Here is a 20549-nt window from a genome sequence, read left to right as displayed (position 1 = left end):
ATGCCCTCGTACCACCGCTGTCGCAGGTGTCATCACGGCACCCTCGGGGTAGGCAGCAGCAACGCGTCGCGTACCAGCTCGATCACGGCCTAGGGTTGGAACTGCAGGCCGGCGTGGTGGCCAACCCGTACTAGGGGGTATTGCTCGTGGAAACTGATCTTTTCATCGGCGGCAAGTGGGTGTCCTCGTCCGAGCGCTTCGACGTCCAGGACCCCGCCACCGGTGACGTCATCGCCTCCGTGGCCGACGGCACCGTCTCGGACGCCGCGGCCGCGGTCGACGCCGCCGCGGCCGCGCTGCCCGGCTGGTCGGCGACCGCGCCGCGGCAGCGTTCCGAGATCCTCCGGAGCGCGTTCGAGCTGATGACCTCGCGCGCCGACGAGCTGGCCAAGCTGGTCAGCCTGGAGAACGGCAAGGCGCTGGTCGACGCCAAGGGCGAGGTGACGTACGCGGCCGAGTTCTTCCGCTGGTACGCCGAGGAGGCCGTCCGGGCCGAGGGCCAGGTCGCCACCGCGCCGTCCGGCGCCAACCGCATCCTGGTCGTCCAGCAGCCGGTCGGCGTGTGCGTGCTCGTGACGCCGTGGAACTTCCCGGCCGCGATGGCCACCCGCAAGATCGGCCCGGCGCTGGCCGCCGGCTGCACGGTCATCCTCAAGCCGGCCAGCGACACCCCGCTGACCGCGCTGGCCATGGCCGCCATCCTGGCCGAGGCCGGGGTGCCCGAGGGCGTGGTCAACGTGCTGCCGTCGCGGAGCTCGGGCAAGGTGGTGTCGGCCATGCTCAAGGACCCTCGGGTACGCAAGGTGTCGTTCACCGGCAGCACCGAGGTCGGGCGCATCCTGCTCGCCCAGGCCGCCGAGAACGTGGTCAACACGTCGATGGAGCTCGGCGGCAACGCGCCGTTCGTGGTCTTCGCCGACGCCGACCTGTCGGCCGCCCTGGACGGCGCGATGATCGCCAAGATGCGCAACGGTGGTGAGGCGTGCACGGCGGCCAACCGCTTCTACGTCGAGGCGTCGATCGCCGATGACTTCGCTTCCGGCCTCGCGTCGCGCATGCGGGCGCTGCGCGTCGGGCCCGGGACCGATCCCGCCACGCAGGTGGGCCCGCTGGTCAACGAGGACACCGTCGACAAGGTCGACAAACTGGTCTCGTCGGCCCTGGAGGCGGGCGCCACCGCCGTCACCGGTGGGTCGCGGCCCGAGGGGCCCGGGTTCTACTACCCGCCGACCGTGCTGACCGGGGTGGCGCCGGATGCTCCGATCCTGCGCGAGGAGATCTTCGGCCCGGTCGCGCCGATCGTCACCTTCGAGACCGAGGAGGAGGCCGTCCGGCTGGCCAACGACACCGAGTTCGGCCTGGTGGCGTACGTCTACACCGGCGACCTGTCCCGCGGCCTGCGGGTCAGCGAGGCCATCGAGGCCGGCATGGTCGGCCTCAACCGTGGCCTGGTCAGCGACCCCGCGGCGCCGTTCGGCGGCGTGAAGCAGAGCGGCATCGGCCGCGAGGGCGGCCACGAGGGCATGCTCGACTACCTGGAGTCCAAGTACATCGCCGTCAGCTGGTGAGCCCGCCCGCTCTGCCAGACTGATCTCGTGAGCGCATATCTGGACGCCCCCACCCCCTTGGCGTTCGCCCACCGGGGTGGGGCGGCGGCCGGCGACGAGAACACGGCGGAGGCCTTCGCCCGCGCGGTCGGCCTGGGCTACCGCTTCGTGGAGACCGACGTCCACGCCACCGCCGATGGCGTTCCGGTGGTCTTCCACGACGCCACCCTCGCCCGGCTGACCGGTTCGCCCGGCGCGGTGTCGTCCATGACCTGGGCCGACCTGTCCCAGCTCCGGGTCGGCGGCGCCAGCGCCGTGCCCCGCCTCGACGACATCCTGGGCGCCTGGCCCGAGGTCCGCTTCAACGTCGACCTCAAGGCAGCCGACGTGGTGGCGCCGGCGGTCGAGGTGATCAAGAAGTGCAACGCCTCGGCCCGGGTCCTGCTGGCCTCGTTCAGCGACGCCCGCCTGGCCACGGCCCGAGCCCTGGCCGGCCCGTCGATCGCCACCTCGATGGGCCAGCGCGCGGTGACCCGCCTGCGCCTCGCGTCCCTGTCCCGCTTCCGCAAATCATCCCGCCCCCGAGGCTGGACCGACGCGGTCGTGGCCGCCCAGGTCCCGGTGCGTTCCGGCCCCGTCCGGGTCGTCGACACGGTCTTCCTTTCGTACGCTCACCAGCTGGGCCTCCAGGTCCACGTCTGGACCATCGACGACCCGGCCGAGATCAACCGCCTCCTCGACCTGGGCGTCGACGGCATCATGACCGACGACCTGACGGCATTGAAGACGGTCTACGAAAGCCGCAACCTCTGGCCCGCCTGAGCTCGACCGGCGCGTGGATGGTGGGGAACCGCCTGGTGAATGGCCGCCACGTTCGTCAATCCACGGTGTGATCGGCGTGGTCGCGGTCGGTGCTGGTGGTGACGCCTATGCTGACTCCTCGATGATGATCCGTCTCGCTGGGTCAGGGGCTGTGGGGGTAGGGATGAACGGACGGCGGGTGGTCGCCGGCCTGGCCGTGGCGGACTGGGGGCCGCCGTCGGGGTCGCCGATCGTGCTCGCGTTGCATGGGCTGACCAGCACGTCGGAGGTGTGGAGCGCGATGGCGGGGTCGCTTCCGCACATGCGGGTGGTCGCGCCCGATCTGCCGGGTCGCGGCGGGTCGACCGGGGTGCCGGAAGGGCCGGGGCTGGCCGCGCACGCTCAGGCGGTGCTGCGGATGGCCGACGCGCTGCAGCTCCATGATGTGATCGTGGTCGGACATTCGATGGGCGCGTTCCTGGCGCCGCTGGTGGCGGCCAAGCTCGGCAACCGGGCCCGGTGCGTGATCATGCTCGATGGCGGGGTGGCTCCGGAGCGTCGGTTCGCGCTGCGCCGGCCGATCGTCCGGCTGCTGTTCGGGTTCGTCGCCCGCCGGCTCGACCGCAACTGGCCCAGCGCCGAGAAGTACGCCGAGGTCGCCGAGGGCAAGGCCATCGCGAACCGGCCCGACCTGCGGCAGCCGATGCTGGAATGGGCCGAGTACATGCTGGCCGGGGGCCGGCGCCCGCGCCTCGAACGTGATCGCCTGATCGAGGACGCGGCCGACACGCTGTCGGGGCCGCCGACGCTGGGGGCGCTCTCCCGCACCGGTCAGCCCGCCCACCTCATCGCCGCGGCCCGGGGCGCCCACGACAACGCCGCCCCGTTCCTGACCGACGCCGCGCTGGAGGCCGGCCGCTCCCAGTTGCCGCGGCTGACCATCGAGCGGGCCGACGCCAACCATCTGACGCTGCTCTTCGACCCGAGCGTCCCCGCCGCGGTGGCCCGGGCCTCCTGAAACAGCCTGGGGCCGGAAAGCCCGGGCCCGGCCTTCCTGAAACCGCCCGGGGCCGGAAAGCCCAGGCCGGGGCTTCCTGAAACAGGCCGAGCCCGGGCGACAGCCCGGGCTCGGCGAAAACGGCGGAATCAGGCGACGAAGCGCGCCCGGCGCCGGCGGGCGATCGTGAACGCGACCGCGCCCCCGATCAGCAGCACGGCCCCACCGACGGCCAGCAGCGCCGCGGGCGCACCGGTGATCGGCAGCGCGCCACCGCCGGCCCCGCCGGAGCCGCCGGCCGCGTCGGCCGGAACGCCACCGGGCGGGTTGATCAGCAGCTGAGCGGTGTTGTTGCCCTGGTTGGCGTCGGCCGTGACCGAGGTCGACGACACGGTCCCGGTCAGCGGCCCGCCCTGGTCGATCCGCAGCCCGAACGTCCACAGCACCGACGTGCCGGGGTCGATCGTCAGCACGTCGGTGGTGCAGACGTAGGTCGCGCCCTTGGCCGCGCAGCCGGCCGGCACGTCGACGACCGTGACACCCCGGGGCGGCTTCACCGTGGCCACCGCGGCGGCCTCGGGGAAGCCCTTGGCGAACGCCGGGCCGTTGTTCTTCACGCCGACCGCGGCCTTCACGGTCGCGCCCGTCGCCCCGCGCACGGAAGCGCCGGCCGCCGCAACGTCGGCGGTCTGGATGCCGGTGACCTCGGTGATCGAGTACTGCGTGTCGTACGGGCTGCTGTCGGTCTGCGGGTGGGCGGTCTTGCGGGCCGCGGCCTGCTTGGTGAGGCGCAGCGCGCCGGCCGTACCCTTCGTGGCCTTACGGGCCTTGACCAGCGCGACGTTCTTGCGGTTGTCGGCCACGGTGTGCCAGGTGTACGACGGCGAGACGATGCCGGGCGCCGGGTAGTCCGGCCGCACCCGCGCCGGGGCGGCCTCGCTGGCCGCGTAGGTCGCGCCCGCGTCCAGCACGGTGTCGAAGTGGCAGTAGCCGGCGCTGACCGCGTACCAGCAGTTGCTGAACTTCTTGGCCGGCGTGTACCACGGGTCGATGTAGAAGAAGAGCTCGACGCCGTTCACCGCCGTCTCGCTCGCGTTCTTGACGCTGAGCGGCGTCCGGATGATGTCGCCCGGCTTCGCCCGGCCCCCGGTCGACGGGCCGGCCTCGAGCGCCACCGCCTCGCCGATCTCGATCGCCGACGTGCGGCCGGCCGCGCCCTCGCGGCTGGTCAGCTTGATGGTGACCGAACCCGCGGCGCCGAGCTTCGCGCCCTCCACCGGCCGGATCCACAGGTCCTCGGCCAGCCAGCCGCTCCCCGCGCGCGCCAGCGACTCGTACGTGCAGGTCAGCAGCGTCTTGCTGGTGGCCTTGCAGGGCGTGTTCCAGTCGAAGAGCGGCCGGATGACGGCGACGCCGGCCGCCTCGGACGAGTCCACCGTGATGGTCACGTCGTGCAGGGCGCCCGGCTGGTCGCCGGACACCCCGATCCACCGTGTCTGGCTGGTCGGCGCGACCAGGATGAGGTCGTCGAAGTCGATCTGGAGCCCGGACGCGGCCGGCGCGGCGGCGGGTGCCAGCGCCGCGGCCAGGAGCGCGCCCACGACACCGGCGGCGAGCCGGCGCAGGCGGGTGAATGCCACTGTAGAAATTCCTCCCCGTTGATCTTTCGAGCGGGGAGGTTACTGATCGGGTTGTTCTCCGTCGACCCGGTTACCCGGATCCGGTCGCTACCTATACCGAATCGTCACCGCCGGTGAGCTGGCGGTGAGCTGCGTAACCATCTGTTCCGCCGAGGGTGATCGCGGCCGTAGCGTGGGGCCACGTGAGATCACGGTCGGTAGGCGTGGGTCTGGTTCTGGCCAGCGGCCTGTCGGTCCACTCCGGCGCCGCGGTGGCGGCGACCCTTTTCCCGTACGCCGGCATCTGGTCGGTCGTGGCGATCCGCCTGACCGTCGGCGCGCTCCTGCTGCTCGCGGTCTGCCGCCCGGCCCTGCGGGGTCGCAGCCGCGCGGACTGGGCGGTGATCGGCGCGTTCGGTCTGGCCCTGACCGCGATGAACACGGTGTTCTACGAGGCGATCGAACGGATCCCGCTCGGGCCGGCGGTGACGATCGAGGTGCTCGGGCCGCTGACGTTGTCGGTGATCGCCGCGCGGCGCCGGTCGGCGTGGCTGTGGGCGGGGCTGGCGGTGGCGGGCGTGCTGCTGCTGGGCCGCGGTGGCTTCGACCGGCTGAACTGGCTGGGTGTGGTGCTGGCGCTGGCGGCGGGGGTGTGCTGGGCGTCGTACATCGTGCTCTCCTCGCGCGCCGGGGCCCGCTTCCCGAAGGCCGACGGTCTCGCGCTGGCGATGGGCGTCGCGGCGGTGCTGTCGCTGCCGCTGGGGATCGCCGGGGCCGGTCCGGGTCTGCTGGAGCCGCGGGTGCTCGTGCTGGGCTGCGCGGTGGCGGTGCTGTCGTCGGTGCTGCCGTACTCGCTGGAACTGATCGCCCTGCGCCGGCTGCCGACGGCGACCTTCGCGGTGCTGATGAGCCTGGGCCCGGCGATCGCGGCCGGCGCCGGCTGGGCGATCCTGGACCAGGCGCTGAACGCGACCGAGCTGGCGGCGATCGTGCTGGTGGTGGCGGCCAGCATCGGCGCGGTCCAGACGGCCCCGGCCCCGAGGCCCGCGGCGAAGGAGCCCGTTCTAGTCGGCGAATAGGGCGACGGCCGCCGCGACTGCCACCGCCCAGGCCGCCACGAGCAGGAGCGGGCGGCGGGGGACCAGAGGTGGGGGAGGCGGTGGCCGGTCGTCGGTGGCGAAGGCCTGCCAGCGGGCGTCGCGCAGGGCGGCCACGAGCTGGTCGCGGGTGCGCTGCGATGAGGTACGCGGCCACGGCGGCGGCACCGGCACGGTGAGCACCGAGTCGCCGACCGCGAGCGTGACCGCCCCTTCGTCGTCGTGCACCGCGGCCGTGTCGACCGTCCACGGCTCGGAGACGGTGCCCCGGAAGCCGACCGCCGTGACGCCGCCGACGTTCCAGTAGAGCCGCTCCCGGATCTGCCACCGCCACCCGAACTCGACCGCCGCCAGCGAGGCGAGCGCGACCACCGCGACCGACGGCCAGTCACCGCCGTACCCGGCGACGTGCATGCCTTCGGCCGCCGCGCACGCCGTGCCCAGCCCGATCGCGGCGACCGTGCACCAGGCGCGGGCCGGCGAGACGCGGTGCTCGCGGATCACCCCGGGCGGCAGCAGGTGGTCGTCGGCGCGGAGCGCGTCCGGGTCGACGAGCTGCTCCTCGTCGTCGGAGATCTCGCGCGGCAGGCCGTGGTCGGCGTCGTACGGGACGACCGTCACCGCCCCGACCGGCTCCACCGGCACGTGCAGCCGCCCGTCGACCACCACCGCGCACCATTCGCCCGGCGCCGGGTCACCGTAGAGCAGCGCCGGCCGGGTCTGCGGGTCGCCCGCCTCGTCGTCGGTGGACCAGTCGTCGGCGGTGTCGATCCCGAACTCCACCGCAGTACGCCCGTCCGCGGCCGGCACCAGCACGTGCACGTAGCCGAGCTGGTCGACGACGCGGGCGCGGCGGACCGGCTGCACCGTGCCGAACAACCGCCGCACCGCCCGGCGGCGTTCCCGGGCCCGGGCCACCAGCGCCGCGCCGACGCCGGCCGCGAGCAGCCACGCCCCGCTACCGACTGGTTGGTCGGAAACCTGCCACCAGGCGAACAGGCCGCCCGCGACCGCCAGCGCCACGCCACCCGAGACCCCGGCCACCCGCGCCACGACCGGCCAGTCCCGGGGCCAGGGCGGCTGCTCGAAGTGCCCTGCCGGCGGCCGGTGCCCCGCCGACTCCTCGACCTCCACCGGTTCCGGAACCGGCTCGTCGACCAGTCGGGGGGCGGCGAACGTCGTTCCCGGCAGGTGCACGTCGACCAGCACCTCGTGCGGCGCGTCGGCGAACAGCCGTTCCTCCTCGTGGACGGGCACCATCAGCGGCGGCAGCGCCACCGGCACCACGACGGCCGCGGCGCGCCGCGCGACAATGATCGTGACCAGGGCGTACGCGAAGGGCAGGAAGTCCCGCCAGCCGTATCCCGGCCCGAACAGCGCCCACCCGAACGCGCATACCACGGAGGCCAGGGCGGCCGCCGGCCGATGGATGTAGATCATCACCGCGGGCGCGGCCAGCAACGCGAGGGCGGCCCAGCGGGCGCCGGTCCCCGCCCCCGGCGAGCCGGGTCCGGTCACCACCACGAGCACGACGGCCACGGCGCACGCGGGCACCAGGTGTTCGAGCCGGAGGGGCGGGAGGAACCGGGTCATACCGCCGATTGTCCCGGCCGGGCCGCCCGCCCACGGCGTTTTCGAGGGTTAGGGCAGGCCGGTCAGAGGGCGGCGGCGCGAAGCCAGGTCGCGATCGCGTGGTTGACCTCGTCCGGCTTCTCCAGCATCACCATGTGGCCGGCGTTGATCGTGTCCTCGGTCAGCGACGTACAGGCCGCGCGCATCGGATCGGCCAGCGCCGAATGCACGGTGTCGCAGACCGCGTCGTAGGTGGCGTGGATGAACAGCACCGGCATCGCCAGGTGGCCGCCGCGCGGCGCGGACGACGCGTACGCCATGTTGGCCTCGTCGTTGACGTACCACGCGCAGGGTCCGCGGAAGCCGGCGCGGGTAAGCCCGGCGACCGTCGCCGTGAACTCCTCCGGCGACAGCAGCAGCTGGTCGTCGCCCAGGTCGAGGGCCTGCCGCGCCGGGCCGAACCAGCCGTCGTTCGGCACCACGTCGGCCGATCGGGACGGCCGGCCGACCGTGCCGGGGTGGCCGGGCCGGAACATCAGCTTCACCAGGTTCGGCACCGACGCCTCGAAGTCGGACACGGCCCGGTCGAAGTCGGCCGTGTACCACCGGTAGTAGCCCCACTGCCCGTCCGGGAAGCGGGCCTCGGGGTACAGGTCGCGGTCGACCAGCGGCACCAGGTTGGCCAGGGCGAAACCTTGGGGAAGGTACGGCACACAGAGGCTCACCACCGCCCGGCACCGCGCGGCGTGGTGGGCGGCCAGCGAGAACACCACCGGGCTGCCCCAGTCGTGACCGACCCAGACGGCGGGCGGCCCGCCCAGCGCGTCGTGCAGCGCGACCATGTCGGCGACGATCTCCCGCTGCGCGTACGCGGAGGTGTCGGCCGGAACCACCGACGAGCCGTAACCGCGCATGTCCGGCGCGACGCACCGCCAGCCCCGCGCGGCGAAGTGGCTGAGCTGGGCCCGCCACATGAAGCCGCGCTCGGGCCAGCCGTGCAGGAAGATCATCAATGGCCCGTCGGCCGGGCCGTCCTCGATCCAGGAGGTGTCCACCACACGGAGGCTACCGCTGCGAATCGCCGGTCAATCGCCGGTCGGTCGCCTGTTGCCGGTGTCCCGGATGCACCAGAGTGGACACCACGCCGGGATGGAACCGCAAGCGACGCTCACGGGGGAGTCGCTCGGGGGTACGGGGAGTATCCGGGCGCGAGTGCGGCGGCCCTGCCCTCCAGGGCCGCCGCTCAGGTTCTCGCCGGCGGTGGACGGGCGGCCGGGTGGTGGGCTCCTTGGGCCCGCTCCGGCTCCACCGCCGGCGATATACAGCTCGGGTCAGGACCGTGCGACCGGCTTGTCGACGCCGGCCAGGATCGAATCCGACCGCTGCCAGGCGTTCTGCGCGGCCACCGGGTCGCCGGCCGCCTCATGCGCCTCGGCCAGGTGCCGGGACGCCTCGGCCTCGGAATACCGGTCGCCGAGCTCATGGAAAACCTGCCGGGCCTGCTGGTGGTGGGTGACCGCGCGCCGAGGGTCGCCCAGTCCGGCGTACGCGCGACCGAGCGTGTCGAGCGCGACCGCCTGCCCGTGCCGGTTGCGGACCGTGATGAACAGCTCGACCGCCTTCTGCGCGTTGTCCCGGGCCTCGGCCGATTGCCCGAGCAGCGTGTGACACCAGGCGATGCTGGTCATCGCGTCCGCGACGCCCTCGACGTTCTGGGCGCCCTCGAACAGCCGCCGCGCCTCGGACAGGTGCTCGAACGCCTCGTCCTGCCGGCCCTGCTGCTGGGCGGTGTACCCGAGGCCGTGCCGGGCCCGGGCCATCCCGAGCACGTCGTCGAGGCTGGTGGCCTGGGCCAGCGCGAGATCGAGGTGGACGCGCGCCTCGTCGAAGCGCTCCAGCCGGAACAGCGCCCGGGCCAGCCCGCGGTGGGCGTGGATCTCGCCCCGGATGTCGCCGGCCCGGCGCGCGGCCTCCAGGGCGATCTGGTGCGCGCGGATCAGGTCGTACCAGTGGCCGCGGCGCTGCATGAAGGTGGTCAGCGCCCAGGCCAGCCGCCAGGTCCGGCCGGGGAAACCCTGATCGGCCGCCATGGTGACGAGCGCGAGCAGGTTGGCGCGCTCGGCGGCCAGCCACGTCATCGCGGTGTCGTCGTCGGCGAACAGGTCGGGCGCCCGTTCGTCGACCGGCTCCCGGAACGGCTCCAGGGTCTGCGCGGCCGCCGACGACCAGAGCAGGTGGGCGTCGAGCAGCCGGGCCCGGCCGGCGCGGATCTCCGCCGGGTCGTCGGTGCGCAGGCATTGTTCGCTCGCGTACGACCGCAGCAGGTCGTGCATCGTGTACCGCCCCGGCGCCCGCTCGGTGAGCAGCTGAGTCCGGATCAGCTCGGCCACCAGTTCGGTCGCGGGCCCGCCGGCCAGCGCCTCGGCCGCCATCTCGGACACGTCCGGACCGGGGTTGAGACTGAGCAGCCGGAACAGCCGCGCCGCCCAGGGCGAGAGGATCCGGTACGACCAGGAGAACACGCTGCGCAGGTCGGTGTGCTCGTCGTCGCTGGCGAACGCCGGCATCCCGGCGGCCAGATCGCCGGCCACCCGGGTCGCGGTCAGCATCGGCTCGGAGACCAGGCGCCCGGCCACCACGGCGAGCGCGAGCGGCAGCCGCTGGCAGCGGTCGATGATGGCCCGGACCGCGTCGGTGTCGCCGTCCAGCCGGGCCGCACCGACCCGCCGGGTGAGCAGGCCGGCCGCGTCGGCCGTGCTGAGCATCTCGAGCCGGATCGGCCGGGCGCCGGCGGTGGCGACCAGCCCGTGCAGCGGGTTGCGGCTGGTCACCACGACCACGCAGCCGGCCGTGCCGGGCAGCAGCGGCCGCACCTGGGCGGCGTCGCGGGCGTTGTCCAGCACGATCAGGATGTGCTTGCCGGCCAGCACGCTGCGGAAGAGGCTGAGCTGCGCGGCCGGGTCGTCGGGCACGGCGTGCGGCGGCACGCCGAGCGCGTCCAGGAAGCCGCGGACCGCCTCGGTCGGCGGCACCTGCTCGCCCGGCCCGTACCCGCGCAGGTTGACGTAGAGCTGACCGTCCGGGAACCGGTCGACCGCGCTGTGCGCCCAGTGCACCGCGAAGCAGGTCTTGCCGACTCCGGCCGGGCCGGTGACGGTCCACACCACCGGCAGCTTTCCGGCGTCGTCGGAGATGTCCAGCTCGGTCAGCTCGGCCGTGCGCCCGACGAAGACGGCCGTGTCGGCGGGCATCTGGGCCGGCCGGGGCCGGTGCCGGCTGGGCGCGACGGCCGGCGGTTCGGCCGGGGACGCGGCCGCGGTCAGGAAGGACGTCCGGTCGTCGTTGCTCAGGCCGAGCGCCTCGGCGAGCCGCCGGACGGTGGCGGGGCGCGGCCGTGCGATGCGTCCGGTCTCCAGGTCGCGAATGTTGCGCACGCTGACGCCGCTGTCCGCGGCGAGCTCTTCCTGGGTCAGTCCGCACCTGCGGCGGGCGGTCCGCAGTGCCTGGCCGAACAAGCCGCCTCCTTCCCCGAGCATCGACGACCGTCCCATCGTGCCGGTTCGGCGGTCCGGGAAGAAGGCCGGGGCCGGAAAACCCGGGAAACCATGTCGAGTACGCCGTTCCGGCTCCGACCCACGGGCACAGGCCACACCAACGTCAGGGAGCCGAGATGCCGAAGTACCTGTTGATCCAGAACTACGAGGGCGGCCGGGGTTGCGACACGCCGATGGGCGAGTGGGACCCGGCCGACATCCGTGCCCACATCGACTTCCAGGTCGCGCTGGACGCCGAGCTGAACGCCTCGGGCGAGCTGATCGACTCGCAGGGCGTGGGCCAGGCGGTGACCGTGGTGGTCTCCGACGGCGCCGCGACCGAGGCGAGCCAGGCCCCGGTCGAGGGCCGGCTGGCCGGGTTCCGGCTGGTCGACGTGGCGACGCCGGACCGCGCGGTGGAGATCGCGGCCCGGTGCAGCGCCGCTCCGGCCCAGGGCGGCAAGCCGATCCAGCAGCCGGTCGAGGTGCGCGAGGTGATGACCGCTCCATAGACAACTCTTGATATTTGGGTCGGGGAGCCTGATTGTTAACTGACTTGCCGGTTATCCCCGACCCAAGGAGATCCCCGATGCGCAAACTCCTTGCCGCGGCCGTCGCGATCGCCGCGGCCGTGGCCTCCTTCGGCGTCCAGCTGGCCGCCGCCGAGGCCGTACCAGTCCAAGCCGCACCCGCCACCTTCACGCACCCCGGCGTGCTGGTCAGCCGTCCCCAGCTCGACTTCGTCAAGGCCAAGGTGCAGGCCGGCGAGCAGCCGTGGCTGAACGCCTACAACCAGATGATGAGCAGTCGCTACGCCTCGCTGTCCCGGGTGCCCGCCCCGCGCGCCACGGTCGAGTGCGGCCCGACCTCCAACCCCAACTACGGGTGTACGGACGAGCGCGAGGACGCCATCGCCGCCTACACCGACGCGCTGGCCTGGCACATCACCGGGAACGCGGCGTACGCCCAGAAGTCGATCGCCCTGATGGACGCCTGGTCGGCCACCATCCAGCGACACACCAACAGCAACGCGCCGCTGCAGACCGGCTGGGCCGGCTCGGTGTGGCCGCGAGCCGCCGAGATCATCCGGTACACCTACGGCAGTTGGCCCAACCAGAACCACTTCGCGACCATGCTCCGCGAGGTCTACCTACCCGTGGTCATCGCCGGTGACTCGCGGACCGGCAACTGGGACCTGACCCTGGCCGAGGCCTCGATCGGCATCGCGGTCTTCCTCGAGGACCGCACCGCCTACGACCGCGCGATCGCCCGGTTCCGGCTCGCGGCGCCCGCGTTCCTCTACGTGACCTCGGACGGCGTGCGGCCCAAGTACCCGCCGGCCAGCAGTGTCGACACCCCGGCCGAGCTGGTCGGCTTCTGGCACGGGCAGAGCACCTACAGCGACGGGCACGCCCAGGAGACCTGCCGCGACTTCGTTCACACCGGGTATGGCATCTCGGCTATCTCGCACATCGCCGAGACCACCCGCATCCAGGGCGGCGACCTCTACCCGGAGCTCCAGGAGCGGTTGCGGCACGCGCTCGGCTTCCACACCAGGTTCGAGAACGGCACCGCCGTCCCGTCGAGCGTCTGCGGCGGATCGGTGACCCTCGGCCTGGGCCCGGTGACCGAGGTCGGCTTCAACGCCCTGCACAACCGCCTGGGCATCGCGATGGCGAACACCGAGTCGTACACCGAGCGAAAGCGGCCGCAGGGGTCGAACAACCTCTTCATCGCGTGGGAGACGCTCACCCACGCCAACAACCCGGCGTAACCGGGTCGATACACTTTGACCCCGTTCTGTACCCTCTGCGAGCCGAAGGTGAAGGAGGCTCGAATTGGGTACAGGACGGGCGGCTCGGGTGGCGATCGCCCTCACGGCTGTCGTGGGTCTCGCCGCGTGCACGGGGTCGGCCGAAGGCGTCGAGACGCCCGCGCTGGACGCCCCGGGCACGGTGCTCACCACGGTCAAGCCGGTGCGCCAGGACGTGGTCAACAAGATCAGCCTGACCGGCAAGGTCGCCATCGACCCGGTCTTCGGCATCGTCGCGCCGACCGCGGGCGAGGTGCGCTACCTCGACAAGGAGCCGACCCGGACGCCGGTCCGGAACGACACCTGGGTGGCGTCGGTCTGGTGGGACGGCGAGAAGACCGAGGTCGAGATCCCCAAGGGCTCGACCCTGGCCGGGCGCCTGATGCCGGACCGCTCCCAGGTCAGCGAGGGCATGCCGATCATCTCGGCCAAGCACGCCGGGTACGGCGTCGTGGCCGAGATCGACAGCGCCCAGGCCTACCGGCTCAACGGCTCGGCCCAGTCCGTGACCGGTCAGATCAAGAACGGACCCGGTCCCTTCGCCTGCAAGCCGCTCGGCACCGTGGCCGCCCTCCCCGAGGGCACCATCCCCGAGCCCGAGCCGACCACCCCGCCGACGCCCGGTCCCGGCGCCACCCAGCCCGCCCCGGATCCGAAGAACCCCGAGGAGCAGACACCGGCGGGCGGTTCCGAGTCGACCGGGCTGCGCCTGGTCTGCACCGCGCCGAAGAGCGTCAAGCTGATCAACGGGGCCGAGGTGACCCTCGAGGTGATCACCGGCAAGGCGGCCAAGGCGCTCGTGCTGCCGATCGAGGCCGTCGCGGGCAGCCAGGGCAAGGGCAAGGTCGACGTGGTCGCCGACGGCCGTACCCGGAAGACCGTCAACGTCACGCTGGGGCTGACCGACGGCCGGTTCATCGAGATCAAAACCGGTCTGAAGGGCGGAGAGACCATCGCGGTGCCCGGACCGGACCTGCCGGACGCGCCGCCGGCCGCCGGCGACCCGAACGCCAACCCCTCCGGGCCGAACGGATGACCGCGCTGATCGAGCTCGGCGGGATCCGCAAGACGCTCAAGGGCCAGAAGCAGCCCCGGGTCATCCTGGACGGCGTCGACCTGCGGGTGGACCCGGGCGAGAGCGTCGCGATCGTCGGCCGGTCCGGGTCCGGCAAGAGCACCCTGCTCAGCGTGCTGGGCCTGTTCGACCGGCCGGACGAGGGCAGCTACCTGCTGCACGGGCAGGAGATCAGCCGGTTGCCCGAGCGCAAGGCGGCCCGGCTCCGCAGCGCCGAGTTCGGCTTCGTGTTCCAGCGGTTCTTCCTGCTCAAGCACCTGACCGCGGCCCAGAACGTGGCCATGGCGCTGGTCAACGGCCAGGGCTGGCTGCCCCGGCGGGAGCGCAGGCGACGGGTGCTGGCCGCGCTCGAACAGGTCGGCATCGTGCACCTGGCCAAGAACAAGCCGGCCAAGCTCTCCGGTGGCGAGCAGCAGCGGGTGGCGATCGCCCGGGCCCTGGTCCGTGACCCCAGGGTGCTGCTGGCCGACGAGCCGACCGGCGCCCTCGACCTGGAGACCGGCACGCTGGTGATCGACGCGCTGCACGCCGCCACCGAGCGTGGCTGTGGCCTGATCCTGGTCACCCACGACCGGGATCACGCGGCGCGGATGGGCCGTACCCTCGACCTCCAAAATGGGGTCCTGAACGAGCGGGTGCTCGCGTGAGGCGGCTCTCCGGCCGCGGCCGCTCCGCGCTCGTCATCGGGATCCAGGGCATCCGCGCCCGCAAGCTGCGCACGCTGCTCTCCATGGTCAGCCTGTTCCTCGGCGTGCTCGCGGTGGTCGTCGTGCAGGCCGGCGCCAGCATCGCCGAGAAGGCCATGTTCGCCGACATCGAGCTCCAGCAGGGCGTCGAGGGCAGCAAGACGATGTACCTGGGCGCCGAGCCGAACACCACCAAGATCGTGCTGGACGTCACCAAGGGCCGGCACGACGTGATCGCCATGGTCGGCATGCAAGCGATCATCGGCGAGCCCGGGGTGCGGCCGGTCAACGAGGGTGGCTCGCCGATCGGCGAGAACTGGGGCGGCGGTCCCGGGCCGGAAGCGGGCGGTGCCCCCGCCGGCCAGGCGGTCGAGGTCCGGCTCAGCGCGCTGACCGGAGACGTACGCGTGTTCCGCCCGTACCGCCAGCGCGACGGCCAGTGGCTCGACTTCGCCACGGTGCCGTCGGTGGCGCCCCGGCTGGTCCTCAACGAGGCCGCGGCCAAGGCGTTCCAGCAATATCACGTGCCCGCCCAGATGCGGATGAACGGCCAGCAGCAGACGGTCACGCCCCGGTTCGTCGGCGTGGTCGACGACGCCAACCCCAGCCCGACCGCCTACGCGCGGCTGGACGAGGTGAACCGCTGGAACGCGGGGGAGCAGGCCGCGGCGCCGAACGGTGGCCCCTCCGGCGATCTCCAGGTGCTGCTGACCGCCTCGACCCCGGTCACCCAGGTCCTCCAGACCCGGCTCAAGGCGGTGGGCGCCGACGCGTACGTGGACACCGTCCAGTCCCGCGAGGAGATGGCCAAGGAACTCCGGCTGATCCGGCTGATCTTCCTGGCGATGGCCGGCCTGGTCCTGCTCATCGGCGTGGCCGGCATCCTCAACGTCGGCCTGGCCAGCGTCGGCGAGCGGGTCGAGGAGTTCGCGCTGCGCCGGGCGGTCGGCACGCCCCGGCTGCTGCTGGCCGGCATCGTGCTGACCGAGACGCTGCTGACCGGCATGTTCACCGCGGCCGCGGCGATCGGGGCCGGCGCCGGCGCCCTGCGCCTGGTCAGCATGTTCTTGGGCGACCGCGAGCCGTTCCTGGCCGACGTGGTCTTCCCGTGGGACGCGGGCGTGGCCGGCATCATCGCCGGCCTGATCGCGGGCATCCTCGGCGGCGCCGTCCCGGCGCTGCGGGCGGCGGGCATCCCGATCGCCACAGTGATGCGCGCCTAGTTCCGGGCCCGGATCAGGGCCGGATCAGGGCCGGATCAGGGCCCGGATCAGGAGGGCAGCGCCCATTTCTGCGCGGCGCTGCCGGAGCAGCGGGTCATCGCGACCGACTCGCGGCCGGCCGCCGAGCGGGTCAGGCAGCGGCCGGACGACGCGCTGGTCAGCGTGCCGTTGCCGCCGACCCGCCAGTGGGTGACGTCGCGGTCGCCGCAGCCGGTGATCCGGACCATGGCCCAGCGGCTGACGTCGGCGCACATGTCGCGGACCCGCAGCGTGCCGTCGGTGGCCAGGGTGAAGGTCTGTGCGCTGGTCCCGTTGCAGGTGAAGAGCTGGATGCGGTTGCCGTCGGCCGGGTTGTTGGCGAAGAGGTCGAGGCAGCGGCCGTCGTCGGCGGTGATCCGGCCGGTCCGCGCGGCGGGCGCGGGCGGCGGCGCGAGCAGCAGCGGGTTCTTCGCGCCCTCGGTCGCGGGGGCGGTGGTGGCCGGCGTGCTGGGCGTGCGCGCGGGTTGCTCGGCCGGCTTCTCCCGCACGGTCTCGCCCTGAGGCGTTGCGGCGCGGGTCTGCTCCGGGGTGCCCTCGGTGTCCGAGCGGCCGCCGTTCTCGGTGTCCGAGCGGCCGCCGTTCTCGGTGGCCGGGTCGGCGGTGGGCGTCCCGTCCTCGAACGGCCTTCTCAGGCGCGGCCACCGCGCCCTCGGACGGGGACGGCCGGGCCGGTGGCCGGGCGCCGGCGATCAGCGGCGCACGGCCGGTCGAGTCGTCGGGGGCGAACAGCGCGTAACCCGCGGTGGCAAGCCCGGCCGCGGCGACCGCACCGGCCGCGGCCAGCACCACCGCGCGCCGGCGTCGGGGCGGGGCGAGCGGCGTGCCGTAGAGGACCGGCTCGGCGGCCGGCAGGACGGCCGGAAGCTCCTCGGGCGACACCACCGTCGGGTGGTCGGTGCCCACGGGCCAGCGCACGTCGGTCTGCGTCGCGGCGCCGCCGCGCACAGGGGAATGCAGGTATCGGCGCACCAGCAGCGGTTCGCCGAGGTCGCCCTGCCCATGGTCACTCATCGCGGTCTTTCATAGCCGCCGCCCAACCTACCCATCGGGGCCCACTGGTGATCAACCGTCCGTTCGGTCGAGATCACCACCCGGAATGGGCGGCCGGAGGGATGCGGCCGGAACCGCATCCCTCCGTTCCGGTGCTACCGGTAGCCCGGAGGCGTGAAACCGAGCCAGCGGTCGACCTGATCAGCAACGGTCACCGTGGAGTCGAAGACGGCACCGTCGTGGTTCCGGCCGGTCAGGGTGATCAGCTGGACCGGCTGCGTTCCCCAGGACTGGAGCTGAGGCACGAGGGCATCGCGGGTGATCTCGTAGGGCACGGCCTCGTCCAGGGTGCCGTGGACGATCAGGATCGGCGCCGTCGGCGCCCGCTGCGCGGGATTGCCGTACTGGCCGAGCTTGTCGACGATGCTCTGCGGCACGACACCGCCGGGCACGAGTTCGTCCGCCTCCAGGTCGTCGAACGCCTCCAGGATCTGGTAGAGGCAGTCCTGGTCGCCCAGCGAGGCGGCCGCCGTCTTGGCCGGCTGCGCGAAGACCTGGGCGGGCTTGACGCTCGAGTCGACGGCGGCCAGCCCGGCCACGGCCATCACCAGGTAGCCCTGGCCCTCGGTGCCCGGGATGGCCGGCGCGATCAGGTCCAGATTCGACGCCGGCGCGATGGCGGCGACACCCTTGAGCACCAGGTTGCCGTCGTAGCCGGGCGCGATCTCACCGGCGAAGAGGCCGCCCTGGCCGCCCTGGGAGTGGCCGTCGATCACGTAGTTGGTGGACAGCCCGGGATAGAGGATGCGGGCCGACTTGACGATGTCGATGATCGACCGCGCCTCGCTGTCGCCGACCAGGTACGGGTGCTGCTGCGGGGTGCCGAGCCCCGGGTAGTCCGGCGCGACCACGGTGTAACCCCGGCGCAGCAGTTCGAGGACGGCCTTGCGTGCTTCCGGCCAGAAGACCTGGAAGTTGGTCGACGGGGTGCAGTGGTCGGCCAGCCCGGTGGTGCCGTGGGCCCAGACGACGACCCGGTTCCTCTTCAGGGTGGTCCTGGGGGTCAGGATCAGGCCGGTGGCGGTGATGGAGGCGCCGCGGATGTCGGTGGTCCGGTACTCGACGCGGACCGCGGTCCCCTTGGCCGCGAGGTCGGCCGGCAGGGTCACGACCGTCGTGCTGACGATGGTGCCGGGGACCGGCGCCGCCGCGACAGCAGGGGTTCCCCCTGCGATCAGACCCGCGGCGATGAGGACGGTGATGAGGAATTTGCGCACACTTGCTCCCTTGAAAGTGAGCCCCCGGCATGATCTTGGACAAACAGCCTGTGTGAGGCATGTTCCAGACATCACGCGACGGACCGTCCGATCAAGGGCCGCGGGGACGTGTTCCCGCGCCATTCGGATGATCCTTTAGTGGCGAACCGGCTACGCATTGACGATGCTGAAGGGGTAGGCCGCGTTCCAAAAACCGACCACGCCTCGCACTTGGCCGGATTTTGAAACGCGACCTAGGCACCACGACAACGCCGTCTGGGTCCGGGAGGAATCATGCGCATCTCCGACGTTCTGCGTATCAAAGGTGATCGGGTCATCACGGTCACGCCGGACACCAACGTGGCCGGGCTGTTGAGGGTGCTGGCCGAGCACGGGATCGGCGCCGTGGTGGTCTCGCCGGACGGCGTGGCCATCGCCGGGATCGTCAGTGAGCGCGACGTGGTGCGGGCCATCGCCGAGCGGGGCGCCGGCGTGCTGACCGAGCCGGTCACCCGGATCGCCACCTCGAGCGTGCGTACCGTGACGCCCGAGGTCTCTCTCGAGGACGTCGAACGGCTGATGACCGACGGCCGCTTCCGGCACGTGCCGGTGCTGGTCGACGGCCGGCTGGGCGGCGTGGTGAGCATCGGCGACGTGGTGAAGAACCGGATGGACGAGCTGGAGAGCGAACGCAGCGAGCTCGCCGGCTACATCACCGGCGAGCGTCCCTGAGCTGCGGTTCCTGGTTACGAGAGCGGGCAGGTGCTCCGGTAGTCGGAGATCGCCGTCCCGCTCGGGCCCGGGCAGATGAACTGGTCGTACCGGGTGTCGTCGTCGACGAACCGCTTGAGCCAGGCCACCGCGTGCTTGGCCGTCGGCGTGTTCACCGACTGCGGGAAGAAGTGGCTGGCGTTGTTCAGCTCCACGTACGACTTCTCGGCCGACGCCGGGATGGAGTTGTAGAACGGGATCGCGTGGCTGGCCACCGGGGCCACCGTGTTCGACTCGCCGCCGATGATCGCCGTCGGCACCCGCAGCGTGCTCCACGACTTGGTGCCGTTCCACGGCGCGAGCGGCACCGCGGCCTGCAGCGACGGCCGGCTTCGGGCCGCCTCGAGGCTTCCGCCGCCACCCATCGAGTGCCCGGCGACGGCCAGCCGCGACGTGTCGATGCGGGCACGCACGGAGCTACGCGTGGTCAGGTAGTCCAGCGCGGCGAGCAGCTGCCGCCCGCGGGACGCTTCCAGGATCGAGTTGGTCGGGTCGGGCCCGCGTTCGTACGGGCTGTCGGCCTGGGCGGGGGACGCGGCGACCGCCGAGCCGGCCATCAGGGCCAGAGTGGTCGCCGCGGTCGCCAGCCAGCGGCGGAGATTCGTGGAGGACTGCACGCCGTCTTCTCCTTCTGGGTGAACGGATCGACGGCTGTCAGTCTTGGCCGGGTGCCGGTGTCGGGACATCGGTGAAATCACCGGTCCTCAGGGTGCCGGGGCAGTGCCGATGACGGCCGATCCCTCTCCCGGCGGCTGGACCTCTTCCGGCGGCGCCGCCACCCGTCAGTACGCCAGGTTGACGTGAGCCCGGTGCTGGTCCCCCTTCTCGATCAGGTCCACGAGCCCGAGCGCGTAGTCCGCGCCGGAGATCGTTCCGCCGTCCTCCGGCGCGACGGCGACCTCGCCGCCGGCCCGGTATCGGCCCAGCCGCTCGCCCGGCGCGAACGAGCCGAACGTGCCGGCCGGGCTCACGTACACCCAGTCGAGCGTCTCCGGGGTGGCGGGCAGGTCCTCGATGACGACCGCCGCTCCTGCGCGGATGTCCTCGTGGAACTCGGCGCTTCGCGCGGCACGCTCGGCGGGTGCGTGGCTGAGGCCCTCCACGAAGCGCGGTGCGCCGGCCGCCGGGCGCAGCGATGAGAACCCGCCGACGACGTACAGCCGCGCGCCCCCGGCGTCGGCGAGCCGGGCGACCGTACGGTAGACGTCGCGGAACGAACCGGGCGGGGAGAGCGCGGCCACCACGACGTCCGCACGGGTGACCACCGATGACAGCGCCGCCTCGTCCGTGGCGTCGCCCCGCACGTAGTGCACGCCCGGGACCGGCGCGGCCGGAGCCGAGCGGCTGAACGCGGTGACCTCGTGACCGCGCGCGGCCGCCTCCGCGACGACGGCCGATCCGGCGTAGCCGGTGCCGCCGATCACAACGATGCGGGACATGGGGTGCCTTTCTCTCGAGGGCTCTGCGGTTACCGTGCGGGACCAGGTCTCCCACGGGAAAAGGCACGTGGGCCGGACATGGTGAACCGGT

At 72.7% G+C, this 20549-nt stretch carries 18 protein-coding genes; 10 read left to right on the top strand and 8 right to left on the bottom strand.

Annotated elements, in window-relative coordinates; translation table 11 throughout:
- Window positions 1-146: 146 nt before the first annotated feature.
- The 3 genes from AB0M54_RS19250 to AB0M54_RS19240 all read left to right on the top strand — a co-directional run bounded on the left by AB0M54_RS19250 (window position 147) and on the right by AB0M54_RS19240 (window position 3366).
- Window positions 147-1568: an NAD-dependent succinate-semialdehyde dehydrogenase gene (locus tag AB0M54_RS19250; RefSeq protein WP_364319261.1), complete on the top strand. Its 1422-nt coding sequence runs from the start codon at window positions 147-149 to the stop codon at window positions 1566-1568.
- A 27-nt stretch (window positions 1569-1595) separates the two neighbouring features.
- Entirely contained in the window at window positions 1596-2369 is a 774-nt protein-coding gene (locus tag AB0M54_RS19245; RefSeq protein ID WP_364472793.1) for a glycerophosphodiester phosphodiesterase family protein, read from the top strand.
- 163 nt (window positions 2370-2532) lie between these two features.
- Window positions 2533-3366, top strand: coding sequence for an alpha/beta fold hydrolase (locus AB0M54_RS19240; RefSeq protein WP_364319257.1), 834 nt, complete (start codon window positions 2533-2535; stop codon window positions 3364-3366).
- 128 nt (window positions 3367-3494) lie between these two features.
- On the opposite strand, the gene AB0M54_RS19235 is transcribed toward AB0M54_RS19240, so the two are convergent.
- On the bottom strand, window positions 3495-4985 hold the full coding sequence (locus AB0M54_RS19235) for a hypothetical protein (RefSeq protein ID WP_364472791.1): 1491 nt from the start codon (window positions 4983-4985) through the stop codon (window positions 3495-3497).
- A gap of 203 nt (window positions 4986-5188) precedes the next feature.
- On the opposite strand from AB0M54_RS19235, the gene AB0M54_RS19230 reads away from it, so the two are divergent.
- Entirely contained in the window at window positions 5189-6043 is an 855-nt protein-coding gene (locus tag AB0M54_RS19230) for an EamA family transporter (RefSeq protein ID WP_364472789.1), read from the top strand.
- Here the strand turns inward: AB0M54_RS19230 and AB0M54_RS19225 are convergent.
- The 3 genes from AB0M54_RS19225 to AB0M54_RS19215 all read right to left on the bottom strand — a co-directional run bounded on the left by AB0M54_RS19225 (window position 6029) and on the right by AB0M54_RS19215 (window position 11148).
- Window positions 6029-7654: a hypothetical protein gene (locus AB0M54_RS19225; protein WP_364472787.1), complete on the bottom strand. Its 1626-nt coding sequence runs from the start codon at window positions 7652-7654 to the stop codon at window positions 6029-6031. The genes AB0M54_RS19230 and AB0M54_RS19225 overlap by 15 nt on opposite strands.
- A 62-nt stretch (window positions 7655-7716) precedes the next feature.
- Window positions 7717-8688 (bottom strand): alpha/beta fold hydrolase, encoded by a 972-nt coding sequence (locus AB0M54_RS19220; protein ID WP_364472785.1) that lies wholly within the window; start codon window positions 8686-8688, stop codon window positions 7717-7719.
- A 276-nt stretch (window positions 8689-8964) separates the two neighbouring features.
- Window positions 8965-11148, bottom strand: coding sequence for a tetratricopeptide repeat protein (locus AB0M54_RS19215; RefSeq protein ID WP_364319244.1), 2184 nt, complete (start codon window positions 11146-11148; stop codon window positions 8965-8967).
- Window positions 11149-11303: 155 nt separating this feature from the next.
- Here AB0M54_RS19215 and AB0M54_RS19210 point away from each other — a divergent pair, with 155 nt between their 5' ends.
- From AB0M54_RS19210 to AB0M54_RS19190, 5 genes are all read left to right on the top strand, one after another.
- A complete protein-coding gene (locus tag AB0M54_RS19210; RefSeq protein WP_364319242.1) occupies window positions 11304-11678 on the top strand; it encodes a hypothetical protein in 375 nt (124 codons plus the stop codon).
- Window positions 11679-11755: 77 nt separating this feature from the next.
- Window positions 11756-12940, top strand: a complete 1185-nt coding sequence (locus AB0M54_RS19205; protein WP_364472783.1) for an alginate lyase family protein — start codon at window positions 11756-11758, stop codon at window positions 12938-12940.
- A gap of 64 nt (window positions 12941-13004) precedes the next feature.
- Complete coding sequence (locus AB0M54_RS19200; RefSeq protein WP_364319240.1) at window positions 13005-14015, top strand: efflux RND transporter periplasmic adaptor subunit; 1011 nt, start codon at window positions 13005-13007, stop codon at window positions 14013-14015.
- Complete coding sequence (locus AB0M54_RS19195) at window positions 14012-14701, top strand: ABC transporter ATP-binding protein (RefSeq protein ID WP_364319238.1); 690 nt, start codon at window positions 14012-14014, stop codon at window positions 14699-14701. The genes AB0M54_RS19200 and AB0M54_RS19195 overlap by 4 nt, the downstream gene beginning before the upstream one ends.
- Window positions 14698-15963 (top strand): ABC transporter permease, encoded by a 1266-nt coding sequence (locus tag AB0M54_RS19190; protein WP_364472781.1) that lies wholly within the window; start codon window positions 14698-14700, stop codon window positions 15961-15963. The genes AB0M54_RS19195 and AB0M54_RS19190 overlap by 4 nt, the downstream gene beginning before the upstream one ends.
- Before the next feature lie 47 nt (window positions 15964-16010).
- Here the strand turns inward: AB0M54_RS19190 and AB0M54_RS19185 are convergent, their stop codons facing one another.
- The gene (locus tag AB0M54_RS19185; RefSeq protein ID WP_364472779.1) at window positions 16011-16490 is read right to left on the bottom strand and encodes an RICIN domain-containing protein; all 480 of its coding nucleotides are present in this window, start codon (window positions 16488-16490) and stop codon (window positions 16011-16013) included.
- Window positions 16491-17147: 657 nt separating this feature from the next.
- Complete coding sequence (locus AB0M54_RS19180; protein WP_364319232.1) at window positions 17148-18269, bottom strand: alpha/beta fold hydrolase; 1122 nt, start codon at window positions 18267-18269, stop codon at window positions 17148-17150.
- A gap of 273 nt (window positions 18270-18542) precedes the next feature.
- Here AB0M54_RS19180 and AB0M54_RS19175 point away from each other — a divergent pair, with 273 nt between their 5' ends.
- The gene (locus AB0M54_RS19175; RefSeq protein ID WP_364319230.1) at window positions 18543-18980 is read left to right on the top strand and encodes a CBS domain-containing protein; all 438 of its coding nucleotides are present in this window, start codon (window positions 18543-18545) and stop codon (window positions 18978-18980) included.
- Between the two features lie 14 nt (window positions 18981-18994).
- Here the strand turns inward: AB0M54_RS19175 and AB0M54_RS19170 are convergent, their stop codons facing one another.
- Window positions 18995-19576, bottom strand: a complete 582-nt coding sequence (locus AB0M54_RS19170) for a hypothetical protein (RefSeq protein WP_364473005.1) — start codon at window positions 19574-19576, stop codon at window positions 18995-18997.
- A 225-nt stretch (window positions 19577-19801) separates the two neighbouring features.
- Entirely contained in the window at window positions 19802-20458 is a 657-nt protein-coding gene (locus tag AB0M54_RS19165; RefSeq protein ID WP_364472777.1) for an NAD(P)H-binding protein, read from the bottom strand.
- Between the last annotated feature and the right edge of the window lie 91 nt (window positions 20459-20549).

Origin of the sequence: Actinoplanes sp. NPDC051470, from assembly GCF_040682035.1 — a bacterium.
In the GTDB taxonomy this organism is placed as follows: Bacteria; Actinomycetota; Actinomycetes; order Mycobacteriales; family Micromonosporaceae; genus Actinoplanes.
The sequence above is the reverse complement of the archived record's forward strand: the minus strand, read 5'-3'. Positions and strand labels throughout refer to the sequence as shown.

Excerpts from the sequence above, each read along its gene's own strand:
- AB0M54_RS19240 (WP_364319257.1), top strand. The coding sequence starts at position 2,533 with ATGAACGGACGGCGGGTGGTCGCCGGCCTGGCCGTGGCGGACTGGGGG.
- AB0M54_RS19225 (WP_364472787.1), bottom strand. The coding sequence starts at position 7,654 with ATGACCCGGTTCCTCCCGCCCCTCCGGCTCGAACACCTGGTGCCCGCG.
- AB0M54_RS19210 (WP_364319242.1), top strand. The coding sequence starts at position 11,304 with ATGCCGAAGTACCTGTTGATCCAGAACTACGAGGGCGGCCGGGGTTGC.
- AB0M54_RS19205 (WP_364472783.1), top strand. The coding sequence starts at position 11,756 with ATGCGCAAACTCCTTGCCGCGGCCGTCGCGATCGCCGCGGCCGTGGCC.
- AB0M54_RS19195 (WP_364319238.1), top strand. The coding sequence starts at position 14,012 with ATGACCGCGCTGATCGAGCTCGGCGGGATCCGCAAGACGCTCAAGGGC.
- AB0M54_RS19175 (WP_364319230.1), top strand. The coding sequence starts at position 18,543 with ATGCGCATCTCCGACGTTCTGCGTATCAAAGGTGATCGGGTCATCACG.
- AB0M54_RS19170 (WP_364473005.1), bottom strand. The coding sequence starts at position 19,576 with ATGGCCGGCTCGGCGGTCGCCGCGTCCCCCGCCCAGGCCGACAGCCCG.
- AB0M54_RS19165 (WP_364472777.1), bottom strand. The coding sequence starts at position 20,458 with ATGTCCCGCATCGTTGTGATCGGCGGCACCGGCTACGCCGGATCGGCC.